This is a genomic window from Chitinimonas naiadis, assembly GCF_054780835.1.
This window is the reverse complement of record NZ_BAAGVO010000004.1, coordinates 476277-487411: the sequence shown is the minus strand read 5'-3', so window position 1 is coordinate 487411 and position 11135 is coordinate 476277. Positions and strand designations below refer to the sequence as shown.

At 62.1% G+C, this 11135-nt stretch carries 10 protein-coding genes; 6 read left to right on the top strand and 4 right to left on the bottom strand.

Going from position 1 to position 11135, the window contains the following annotated elements; translation table 11 throughout:
• The first annotated feature begins 10 nt into the window (after nt 1-10).
• The 4 genes from ACYVHK_RS08185 (at nt 11) to ACYVHK_RS08170 (ending at nt 2954) form a co-directional block, all read left to right on the top strand.
• Nucleotides 11-871: a pirin family protein gene (locus tag ACYVHK_RS08185; RefSeq protein ID WP_460529647.1), complete on the top strand. Its 861-nt coding sequence runs from the start codon at nt 11-13 to the stop codon at nt 869-871.
• Nucleotides 872-1067: 196 nt separating this feature from the next.
• Nucleotides 1068-1940, top strand: a complete 873-nt coding sequence (locus ACYVHK_RS08180; RefSeq protein WP_460529644.1) for a pirin family protein — start codon at nt 1068-1070, stop codon at nt 1938-1940.
• A 12-nt stretch (nt 1941-1952) separates the two neighbouring features.
• A complete protein-coding gene (locus ACYVHK_RS08175; RefSeq protein WP_460529641.1) occupies nt 1953-2141 on the top strand; it encodes a hypothetical protein in 189 nt (62 codons plus the stop codon).
• Between the two features lie 159 nt (nt 2142-2300).
• Nucleotides 2301-2954 carry a bactofilin family protein gene (locus ACYVHK_RS08170; RefSeq protein ID WP_460529638.1) on the top strand — a complete coding sequence of 218 codons (654 nt, stop codon included), beginning with the start codon at nt 2301-2303 and terminating at the stop codon, nt 2952-2954.
• Nucleotides 2955-3078: 124 nt separating this feature from the next.
• Here the strand turns inward: ACYVHK_RS08170 and ACYVHK_RS08165 are convergent, their stop codons facing one another.
• The 3 genes from ACYVHK_RS08165 to ACYVHK_RS08155 form a co-directional block, all read right to left on the bottom strand.
• Nucleotides 3079-3867, bottom strand: coding sequence for a LytR/AlgR family response regulator transcription factor (locus ACYVHK_RS08165; protein ID WP_460529634.1), 789 nt, complete (start codon nt 3865-3867; stop codon nt 3079-3081).
• A gap of 51 nt (nt 3868-3918) precedes the next feature.
• Nucleotides 3919-4944, bottom strand: coding sequence for a sensor histidine kinase (locus ACYVHK_RS08160; protein ID WP_460529631.1), 1026 nt, complete (start codon nt 4942-4944; stop codon nt 3919-3921).
• A gap of 394 nt (nt 4945-5338) precedes the next feature.
• The gene (locus ACYVHK_RS08155; protein WP_460529628.1) at nt 5339-7810 is read right to left on the bottom strand and encodes a DNA translocase FtsK; all 2472 of its coding nucleotides are present in this window, start codon (nt 7808-7810) and stop codon (nt 5339-5341) included.
• Between the two features lie 276 nt (nt 7811-8086).
• Between ACYVHK_RS08155 and ACYVHK_RS08150 the strand changes: the two genes are divergently transcribed.
• A complete protein-coding gene (locus ACYVHK_RS08150; protein WP_460529625.1) occupies nt 8087-8920 on the top strand; it encodes an ABC transporter ATP-binding protein in 834 nt (277 codons plus the stop codon).
• Between the two features lie 5 nt (nt 8921-8925).
• Nucleotides 8926-10131: an ABC transporter permease gene (locus ACYVHK_RS08145; RefSeq protein ID WP_460529622.1), complete on the top strand. Its 1206-nt coding sequence runs from the start codon at nt 8926-8928 to the stop codon at nt 10129-10131.
• 74 nt (nt 10132-10205) lie between these two features.
• On the opposite strand, the gene ACYVHK_RS08140 is transcribed toward ACYVHK_RS08145, so the two are convergent.
• Nucleotides 10206-11132 carry an isoaspartyl peptidase/L-asparaginase family protein gene (locus tag ACYVHK_RS08140; protein ID WP_460529619.1) on the bottom strand — a complete coding sequence of 309 codons (927 nt, stop codon included), beginning with the start codon at nt 11130-11132 and terminating at the stop codon, nt 10206-10208.
• Nucleotides 11133-11135 lie beyond the last annotated feature (3 nt).

Below are 11135 nucleotides of genomic sequence, written 5' to 3'. Positions count from 1 at the left end.
GATGGCGACAATGAACACCGTGCTGCAACAACCCCGTGAAGTCGAACGTCTGGTCAACGGCATGCCCACCTCGGATGGTGCCGGTGTCAAGCTGCTGCGGGTACTGACCCAGGACCTGCAGCGTCGTCTCGACCCCTTCCTGATGCTGGACTACTTCCATAGCGATGACCCGAGCGACTATCTGGCGGGCTTTCCCGACCATCCGCATCGTGGCTTCGAGACGGTCACCTATATGCTGGCAGGTCGCATGCGGCACCGGGACAATGCCGGTAACGAGGGCTTGCTTGGCCCGGGAGGCGTGCAGTGGATGACGGCTGCCCGCGGCCTCGTGCATAGCGAGTTGCCCGAGCAGGAGGATGGCCTGATGCAAGGCTTCCAGCTCTGGGTCAACCTGCCCGGCAAGAACAAGCTGATGGACCCGAGCTATCGCGACATCCCGGCCGCCGACATTCCGGTTGTCAGCCGCGAGGATGGTGTGACGGTGAAGGTGATTGCCGGCCAGGCGCAAGGCGTCACCGGTGCCGTCGAGCGGCCGGATACCGAACCGCTGTATCTCGACGTACATCTGCCCGCCGGTGCCACGTTCGAGCAGGATCTGCCCGCTGGCTACAATGCCTTTGTCTATGTCTACGAGGGCACCGCGCTGGTAGGTGGTCGTGGTCAGGCAGTCAAGACGCGCCAGATGGGCGTGCTGGAAACCCGCCCGGCCAACGATGGCGCCCGTATCGCGGCCGGCGATGCACCTGTCAAGGCCTTGCTGATAGCCGGCAAGCCGCTGCATGAAGAGATCGCTCAGTGGGGGCCGTTCGTGATGAACACTCGCGAAGAGGTCTTGCAGGCCGTGGAAGATTTTCGCAATGGCAAGATCTAGGTCCTGAGCGCAGGAACTAGCATTACCCGCTTTTTCGGGCAATCCCTCGCATGGGGGAAGCAGGGAAGCCGGAAATCCGCCAGCCTTGTGGCGATCCGGCTTCCTCTTGCTGGCAGGCCGTCGTGCCCCGCATGAACCCGAGGCTGTCACCTGCCAAGCCTGTGAGCCTACTAACCCGATATTTGGAGATACCCGCATGCCCAGCATTCAGCATCTGCTCAAACCGCATGAGCGTGATCTCGGCGGCTTCTCGGTCAAACGTCTGCTGCCTAGCTTGCCCAAGCAGGCGGTTGGCCCGTTCATCTTCTTCGACCATATGGGACCGTCCGAACAGGCGCCCGGCGAAGGCATGGACGTCAGGCCCCATCCGCATATCGGCCTCGCCACCGTGACCTATCTGTACGAGGGCGAAATCACGCATCGGGACAGCCTGGGCTATGTACAGGTGATACGCCCGGGTGATGTGAACTGGATGACCGCGGGTTCCGGTGTGGTGCATTCCGAACGCACGCCGGACGAAGCGCGTGCTCATGGCCAGACACTGCACGGCATCCAGACCTGGTTTGCCTTGCCGCTGGACCACGAGGACACCGAGCCCGTTTTCTGGCACCACCCAGCCAGCACCTTGCCGCTGATCGAGGCGCCCGGCCTGAGTCTGCGGGTGATTCTGGGCAGTGCCTATGGCCATACCTCCCCGGTACACACCTATGGCGACACCCTGTATGTCGCCGGCGAGCTGGCGGCCGGCGCGAGCTTCGAGATCCCTGCCGAGCACCTCGAGCGCGGCGTCTACCTCGCTCGCGGCGCCATCGATATCGACGGCGAGGTGATGGAGCCGGGCCAGTTGGCGGTGCTGACACCCGGTGTGACGGTCAAGCTGACGGCCACTGCCGATACCCGCCTGCTGGTACTGGGCGGTGAGCCGCTCGATGGACCGCGCTTTATCTGGTGGAACTTCGTCGCATCGACCCGTGAGCGAATCGAGGAAGCCAAGTTGCGCTGGGAGGAGGATCGTTTTCCCAAGGTACCGGGTGAGACGGAGCGTATTCCCCTGCCGCAAAAGAAGTAACGAGGTCTGCCTATGGAAAAACCGCCCACGCTGGGCGGTTTTTCTTTGGCCCTGTCGTGCTTCACCGACAGGTGGTTCGAATTAAAAATCAATGACTTGGTGTTGCTGCTTGGCTGTGCTGTCGCTGAGGGCCGACAGCGGGTGGGTGCTGCGGCCGCCGCGCCGGCGCTGCGGTGGCGTATTTCCCTTGCAAATCAATGACCAAACGATGCTGGCACGGACCTTGTATTAGGTCTTCCCGTTCCGGGTTGTTACTGGAGCCTGTTCTGAGCTATTTCGGCAGGTGGTTGGGTCGAAATGGTTCAGAACAGGCTCATCGCCGGTGCAACCGTTCGTCCACCGCTTCTCATGTGAGGAACCATGTTCAACAAATCGCCTAGCACCCCAAGCCGGACTCCCCTCAGCAGCAGCGATCGCGAGAGCCGTTTCAATTCCCTCAATGAGGCCAAGCCGACTGCGACGGCAACGCCCGCCACGACACCGACCCCCAGCAGCGCCGAGACGCAAAAGGCGCTGGCCAATATGCTGCCGGCCAATCACGCCCCCGCCGCTAATGCGGCGGTCGATACCGAAACCGTGACGGGTGCACGCCTGATCGTCGGCCCCAACGTCAAGCTCAAGGGCGCGGACATCCACGACTGCGACACGCTGGTCGTGGAGGGCAGGGTAGAGGCCACGATGGACAGCAGGGTGTTGCGGATCGCCGAGAAGGGTGCGTTCTCGGGTAAGGTCAGCATCGACGTGGCCGAGATCCATGGACACTTCGATGGCGAGTTGACCGTGCGTGAGCAACTGATCGTGCATGCCACCGGCCGCGTGCATGGGCATATCCGCTACGGCAAGATGCTGGTCGAAGCTGGCGGCGAGTTGTCCGGCGACATTCGCTCGCTGTCCATGGATGGCGTCAAGATAGAGATGGGGCAGGGCGCCAACGCCGCACCGATCACCCCCCGTGCGGAGCTGGCACGGGTACTGACCGGCGGCGCACAAGCCCTGAACGGCACGACAGGCTGAACCAGCCGCCTGCCTCGCTCACGGCATAATACAAGAGCAGGAGGAAAACAGGGCCGACCATCATGGGATGGCCGGCCCTGCGTACATGAGCGGGTGATATCTCACCGGCCTGCCTGCTGGTGCGTTACATATGCTTGAACAGGTGATTGAAGCTGCGGCTGACTTCCAGCTTCTCGTCATTGCCCTTCATCTGCACGATCTGCTGGCCACGGAAGTCCCGCGTGACCTGGTCAATGGCATCGACCTTCACCAGGATGGCGCGATGGATCTGCCAGAACTCTTCCGGGTCGATCTCGTCCACCAGCTCCTTGATCGGCTTGCGTATCAGGCCCTCGAAGCTCGCAGTCTGGACGCGGGTGTACTTGTCCTCGGCGCGAAAGAACAGGATATCGTCGGTCGGGATCATGCGTATGGCGTTGCCGACACTGACCTGTATCCAGCGCAGGTATTCCTTGGGCTTGCTGTCGACGATGGCGGCTGCGCCACCGCCCAACCGCTGGGCCAACTGGTCGAGCAGCGCGTCCATGCCTTCCGGTTTCTTGTCGAGGCGGGCCTTTAGCCGTTCAACCGTCAATTTCAGTCGTTCCGGGTCGGCAGGCTTGAGCAGGTAGTCGACTGCGCCCTGTTGAAAGGCCTCGATCGCATACTGGTCGTAAGCGGTCACGAAAACTACATGGCACTGGTCGGCCAGCGCGCGAGCTGCCTCCACGCCCGTCATCTCGGGCATGCGAATATCGAGGAAGACAATGTCCGGCTCCTGGCTGCGCACCATCGCAACCGCCTCCCGCCCGTTGGTGGCCTCTCCGACAATGACCAGTTCAGGCCAGGCTTCCTTGAGCCGGCTGACGATCTGCTCGCGCATCAGGCGCTCGTCGTCGGCGATCACGGCAGTGGGGGCGGGCTTGCGATTCACGTTGTCTCCTTTTGTTATGAGAAGGGGCCGGTTAGCCGGCCCCTTGGGTAATCAGTTGCCCTCGGTCGCCTGGGGCTTGGGGGCGACTTCATAAGGTACCCGTATGGTGGCACGAGTGCCGCCCTCGGTGGGAATCATGATCTGCAATTCTGCACGGCCGCTGTACAACACCTTGAGGCGTTCACGGATGTTGGCAAGGCCGACACCACCACCGCTGCTACTTCCCTTGGGGGCGAAGCCCATGCCGGTATCGGTCACGCTGACTTCCAGCATGCCGTCACGTATCTCGGCAGCGATATCCAGCCTGCCACCCTCCGCCTTGGGCTCCAGCCCGTGTTTGATGGCATTCTCCACCAGTGTTTGCAGCATCATCGACGGAAACACGGCCGATTTCAAACCATCCGGTACATTGACCGAGGGCTGCAGGCGTTCATCCATGCGCACCTGCATGATCTCCAGGTAAGCCGTCGACAGTGAGGCCTGCTGACCCAGTGTCGGTCGTCCCCCTTCGCGCATCTGTGGCATGGCCGAGCGCAGGTAGCGGATCAGCGACTGCTGCATCTTGGAGGCGCGTGGCGGGTCCGACTGGATCAATTGATCCACCGAGGCCAGGGTGTTGAACAGGAAGTGCGGCTCGATCTGGGCTTGCAAGGCCTCCATGCGGGCTTCCAGCACCGTGCGCTCCAGCTGTTCCGTATCCGCCCGCTCGGTTGCTTCCTCTGCCCGGACTTCCGCCTTCAGCTTGCCGGTGGCAATCACCTTGATGATCAGCGAGGTGAGGATCAACATCACCGCAACATCCTCGACCCGGAGGATATTGCCGAAGATGATCACCAGCACGCACACGATGATCAGGGTTTTCCAGGGCACCACGGCCAGCCAGTCGAAGAACTGCCACCACAGCTTGGTCAAAAGCTCCTTCAGCTGGCGCAGGACTTCCTTCTGGTCATTCTTGCGGCGGGAATTGTCGAACGAACTTTCAATGCCGTCATGGATGGTCTCGCGTACCCGTTCCTTGAAAGCCTGTCGTCTGGCGCGTCGTTCTTCGCCGCGGATTTCGTCGTCTGCTTCTCGCATGATTATCTCCAGTTCCGGCTCCAGATGCCGGTATGTCGCCGTATTGCGGGGGGAGCCATTTGCGCCCCCTCGATGCCATGCTTGCAGAATAAGGAAGCCTGCCGGATACCGCGACCACGGGAAGATGCACAGCGGTATGGGAGGAGTGCAATGCGTTTTGGGCGGATGATCTGCAGATCGTGTGGATGAACGGCGGCAGGCAAGGCAGGGTTTTTGCGTAGCGAATGAGCGTCGAGCACCCGCTGACCGGACGAGCCCGAGACTTGCAGCGTGAAGGGCAGGGGGCGCTTTCTACGGCGAGAATACGTGTGACGCGAAGACGATCCGCTTGGGGCAGCGCTTGTCGCTGCCCGCCGGGTAAACCGGATCCATGCGTCCGTCAGTAGCACCGTGGCTATTCTTCGCGCGCTGGTACCAGCACGGTGCGATTGCCATTGGTTTCCATTGGGCTGACGAGGCCCGCCTGCTCCATCTGCTCGATCAGGCGTGCTGCGCGGTTGTAGCCAATGCGCAGCTGGCGCTGGACGGAGGAGATCGAAGCCTTGCGGCTCTTGAGCACAAAGCTCACGGCCTGGTCGTACATATCGTCGCCCTCGCCATCGCCACCACCGGTCAGGCCGAACTCGCCACCACCACCGCCTGGTGCTTCCATGCCTTCCACCGTGCCGCTGAGGATACCCTCGATATAGTTGGGTTCACCCTGGGTCTTGAGGAACTCCACCACGGCATGGACTTCCTCGTCCGCCACGAAGGCGCCGTGGATACGCTGCGGATAGCCGCTACCCGGCGGCAGGAACAGGCCGTCACCCTGGCCTAGCAGGCTTTCGGCGCCCATCTGGTCAAGAATGGTCCGGCTGTCGATCTTGCTCGATACCTGGAAGGCGCAACGGGTCGGAATATTAGCCTTGATCAGACCGGTGATCACGTCCACCGACGGACGCTGCGTGGCCAGGATCAAATGAATACCCGCTGCCCGGGCCTTTTGTGCCAGCCGGGCGATCAACTGCTCAATCTGCTTGCCGGCGACCATCATCAGGTCGGCCAGTTCGTCGATCAGGACCACGATCATGGGCAGGGATTCGAGCGGCTCCGGGCTGTCCGGGGTCAGGCTGAACGGGTTGGTCAGCTTCTCGCCACGCTTCTCGGCTTCTTTCAGCTTCTGGTTGTAGCCTGCGAGGTTACGCACGCCCATGGCGCTCATCAGACGGTAGCGCTTTTCCATCTCCGCCACGCACCAGTTGAGCGCGTTGGCGGCATGCTTCATGTCGGTCACCACGGGCGCCAACAGGTGCGGGATACCTTCGTAGACGCTGAGTTCCAGCATCTTCGGGTCGACCATGATCAGGCGGACTTCCTCTGGCGTTGCCTTGTAGAGGAAGGACAGGATGATGGCGTTCATAGCCACCGACTTACCGGAGCCGGTCGTACCGGCCACCAGCATGTGCGGCGCCTTGGCGAGATCGGTCACCACCGGCTTGCCGGAGATATCCTTGCCCATGGCCATGGTCAGCAGGGAGCCGGCGTCATGGTAAACCTGCGAACCCAGGATCTCGGACAGGCGCACGATCTGCCGCTTGGGGTTGGGCAGCTCGAGGCCCATATAGGTCTTGCCGGGGATGGTTTCCACCACCCGGATACTGACAAGCGACAGCGCGCGCGCCAGATCCTTCATCAGGTTGACGATCTGGGAGCCCTTGACCCCGGTCGCGGGTTCGATCTCGTAGCGGGTAATGACCGGGCCGGGATAGGCCGCGATCACTTTCACTTCCACGCCGAACTCGGCCAGCTTGCGCTCGATCAGGCGCGAGGTGTATTCGATGGTTTCGTGGCTGACGACTTCCTGCATGGCGGCAGGGGCTGACAACAGTGCCAGGCTGGGTAGCTCGGCGTTGTTGTTGCTGATCAGCGCCGGTGCTTTCTTGGTGACCGTCTTGGCCTTGGGGGGCGGTGCCGCCGGGTTGCCGGCCGCAACGACGGGTTCGTCCCAGGGCGGCAGGTCTTCCTCGGCAAACAGCGAAGGCTGGGCTTCGGCTTGCTTGGCCTTTTCCTGAGCCTTCTGCTCCTGCTCGATCTCCTTGAGCATGGCCTTGGACGGGACGATATCGAGTATCGGTTCTTCGATACGCAGGGCCGGCGCATCTTCAAAGCGCTGTTTTTCGACCGTCACGCGGGCTTCGCGGGCAATCGCGGCTTCCTCGCCGATCTTGCGATCCTGCCGTGCCTGCCAGACGTTGACCACACGCAGCACATGATCTTCGATCCAGCCGCCCAGCCGCTCCATCAAGTCCAGCCAGGATACGCCCATGAAAAGCGATACCCCGATGCCGAAGCTGGCAAGCAGGATCAGGGTGGCGCCACTGAAGCCCAGTGCGTGGAACAGCCAGCCACCGAGTGCAAGACCCAGCATGCCGCCGGGCTGGTAAGGCAGGTCGATATGCCAGCTGTTGAGACGGAGGGCTTCCAGGCTGCAACTGGAGAGGATCAGCAGCAGGTAGCCACTGATGGCAACGATGGCCAGCCTGTGGTTGTGCTCGACCTTTTCAAGTCGCCGATAGCCCCACAGGATGGCGGCCAGGCAGAAGACCACCCACCACCAGGCAGAAAAGCCGAACAGGTAAAGCAGCACGTCGGCCAGCCAGGCACCGAAGGCACCGCCCTTGTTGCGGATGGCAACCTGGGTCGCGGCGTGGGACCAGCCGGGATCAGCCGCGCTGTAACTAGCGAGGATGATGACCAGATAGATGCCGGCGACGACCGCTGCCAGCCACCAGCTCTCTCGTAGCACGGCAGCAAATTGTGGCGGTAGCGGGGTGCTATCGCGCTTGGTCGAATTCGGGGCGTTCTTGGGACGGCGTGAAAACAGCATGGACGGCGCACTTGTAAGGATCGGACGATTATAGCGGCAAGCATTTGGATGCTGTTGGCGTAAGTGCATGCCAGGCAGCCCACCTGTGGAAATAGCAAGCATTGCGCCAGGCCACTGGCACGGCATTGTCGTATTTCGGGTAGCGAAAACCTTGTTCCGTCGCAAGTCAGGCCCTGCTTGGGGCCTCGGGCGCTAGGATGCACGTCGACTGTTGCGACAAATCATCGGCAGTCAAAAACAACATCGGCCAGCAAGCCCGATCTAGAGGAGCATGACGTGATCGAAGTCAGTCAGTTACAGAAACGTTTCAGTTTGCCCAAGCGCAAGCACAAGCCTACCGGTGATACGCGCGAACATGACGGCTATTTTCATGCTGTCCGCGATGTGTCCTTCCGGGTCGAGCCTGGTGAGGTACTGGGCTTGCTGGGCCCCAATGGCGCCGGCAAGACCACCACCCTGCGCATGCTCTCGACGGCGATCGCGCCGACGGCGGGGGGTGTACGGGTGGATGGCGTGGATCTGGTCGCCGACCCGCTTGCCGCGAGGGGCCGGATAGGCTTCCTGTCTGGCAGTACAGGCCTGTATGGCAGGCTGACGGTGCGAGAGAACATCCGCTACTTCGGCCAGGCATACGGCCTGCCTGGTGATGCCCTGGAGCGCCGCATCGATGGCCTGCTGCAGCGCCTCGACATGGAAAGCTACGCCGACCGGCGTGTCGACGCACTGTCGGCCGGCATGAAGCAGCGTGCCGCCATTGCCCGCACGGTGGTCCACGAACCCAGGGTATTGATCCTGGACGAGCCGACGACCGGCCTCGATATCCTGGGTGCCCAGGTGGTGCTCGATTTCATGCGCGAATGCCGCGAAGAGGGCGTGGCGCTGGTTTTCTCTACCCATCATCTGCACGAAGTGCAGGCGCTATGCCAGCGCATCTGCATTATCAACCAGGGCGTGAGCTGCCATCAAGGCAGCGTGGATGCGCTGCGCAGCACCGGGAATGGCGATCTGGCGGCGGGCTATCTCTCGCAGTTGGGCATGCCGCAGCGTCCGGTTGCGCTGGTTGATGAACCCGTACCCGCCACTACGCTTGCACTCGAACATCAAGGATAACGGCCATGTGGACTGTATTGCGGAAAGAACTGACCGAGCTGGTGCGTGATCGGCGCACCATGATTTTCATGCTGCTGATGCCGGCCCTGATCATGCCGCTGCTGATGGGGGGCTTCGCTACGCTGGCAAGCTACAAGGCCAGGCAAGAGGCGACACGCGTGCTGAAGTACGCGGTGTTCGGCAGCGAGCAGGCGCCGGAACTCAATCAGCGACTTTCGGCTTTGCCGCGGCTGGAGCGGGTCACGCTGGGCTCACCGGACGACATACGCCAAGCCATCAAGGATGAGCGCATTCGTTTTGCGCTGGTCATTCCCAATGGCTTCGAGCAGCAATTGCATGCCGGCAAGGCCATGCGCCTGGAACTGCACTACAACGACGCCGTGACGGTGGATACCGTGGCGAAACGCATGAAGGCACTGAGCACCGGCTACGGTGACGAGCTGCGGCAGGCCTACATGACGCGGCAAGGACTGGATGCGGATACCCAGCGCTTTGTCAGCCAACCCATACTGCTGGATGTGCGTAGCACCGCCAACGAGCGTGAACGCATCGGCGAACTGATCGGCGCTTTTCTGCCCTACCTGTTGCTGATGATCGGCCTGTCAGCCAGCATGGCGGCCGCCATCGATATGGGAGCTGGTGAGAAGGAGCGTGGCACGCTGGAATCCCTGCTGTTGCTACCCCTGCCACGCAGCCGGCTGGTCTTGGCGAAGTTTGCCGCCATCGCGCTGGTCGGCATCATTGCGGGTACCGTCGCCGTGATCTCGATGGGTTTTTGGGGCATGGGCCTGCTCAAGGGCAACGCAGCAGCAGGTGCGGCCATGTCGCAGGTACTGGCCGGCATAGGCTGGCGTGAGTTTGCCCTGGTGGGCTTGCTGATCCTGCCTGCCAATGCCATCACCGCGGCCCTGCTGCTCGCCATCTCCCTGTATGCCCGCAGCTACAAGGAGGCCGGTGGCTACGCCAGCCAACTGATGATCCTGCTGATCATGCCCATTCTCCTGGCCTTGCTGCCGAACATGAGCCTCAGCAGCGGCTGGGCCTGGATGCCGATCACCAATATCGCGCTGGCAGTGAAGGAGATCGTCAAGGGGACCTTGTTGCCCTCGGATCTCGCGGTGGTACTGAGCTCGACGGTTCTAGTAGCGGGAGGGCTGCTATTCGCCTGTACCCGCTGGTGTCGGCGCGAAGAGGTCTTGTTCCGTGCCTGAGTGAGCGGGAACGGCAAGCGTAGCGAAAAAGGGCCTGAGGGTCCTTTTTCGTCTTGTTCGCGGAAGGGTTTGTGTCAGCGATAGATGGCGACGATGCGCTCACCCCAGGCATTGACTGCGGCGCGATACATGCCCTCGCTATTGAAGGGCATCGCGACATGGCCCTCCCAGTCGACGGCGATCAGGCCGCCAGAGCCGCCTATCTCTACCAGTTGACCAAAGACGATCTCGTCGCAGGCATCGGCCAGGGGCTGGCCGATATAGCGCACCCGGCTGGCGACCTCATGGGCTGCAGCACAGCGGATGAAACTCTCGCCATGACCGGTGCCGGATACCGCTACCAGATCATCGGCCCAGGTGCCCGCGCCGATTACCGGCGTATCGCCTATCCGACCCGCCATCTTGGCGGTGCGGCCACCGGTCGAGGTGGCGGCCGCCATGCGGCCGCAGATATCCAGCGCGACGGCGCCGACCGTGCCGTGTTTGACCTGCTCCGATACGTCCTTGTCCGACCCACCTGCCGCCATGCGGGACAGTTCCGACTGCAGGGCATCCCAGCGTGGTTGGGTAAAGAAATAAGCGGCATCCGCCAACGGCAAGCCTTGCTGCTCGGCAAAGGCGTCGGCAGCGGCAAAGCCCAATGTCACATGCGGGGTTTGTTCCATCACCCGTCGCGCCAGCTGCACCGGATTTCTGGCGCGCCTCACCCCGGTTACCGAGCCTGCCAGCCGCTGGCTGCCTTCCATGACGGCTGCCTCAAGCTCGATATCACCGTCAGCATTGAATACCGCTCCGCGGCCGGCATTGAAGAGCGGGTTGTCCTCCAGAGCGCTGACTGCCGCGGTGACTGCATCAAGGGCGCTGCCTCCTTGCTGCAGCAAGGCGAGCCCCGTATCCAGCGCCTGGTTCAGGCCAGCCAGCAACAGGGATTCCTGCTCGGGACTGATGTCCTGCTTACGCAGCGTGCCGGCACCGCCGTGAATGGCAATGGCGTAGGGCAAAGT

Excerpts from the sequence above, each read along its gene's own strand:
- ACYVHK_RS08185 (WP_460529647.1), top strand. The coding sequence starts at position 11 with ATGAACACCGTGCTGCAACAACCCCGTGAAGTCGAACGTCTGGTCAAC.
- ACYVHK_RS08180 (WP_460529644.1), top strand. The coding sequence starts at position 1,068 with ATGCCCAGCATTCAGCATCTGCTCAAACCGCATGAGCGTGATCTCGGC.
- ACYVHK_RS08175 (WP_460529641.1), top strand. The coding sequence starts at position 1,953 with ATGGAAAAACCGCCCACGCTGGGCGGTTTTTCTTTGGCCCTGTCGTGC.
- ACYVHK_RS08170 (WP_460529638.1), top strand. The coding sequence starts at position 2,301 with ATGTTCAACAAATCGCCTAGCACCCCAAGCCGGACTCCCCTCAGCAGC.
- ACYVHK_RS08160 (WP_460529631.1), bottom strand. The coding sequence starts at position 4,944 with ATGCGAGAAGCAGACGACGAAATCCGCGGCGAAGAACGACGCGCCAGA.
- ACYVHK_RS08155 (WP_460529628.1), bottom strand. The coding sequence starts at position 7,810 with ATGCTGTTTTCACGCCGTCCCAAGAACGCCCCGAATTCGACCAAGCGC.
- ACYVHK_RS08145 (WP_460529622.1), top strand. The coding sequence starts at position 8,926 with ATGTGGACTGTATTGCGGAAAGAACTGACCGAGCTGGTGCGTGATCGG.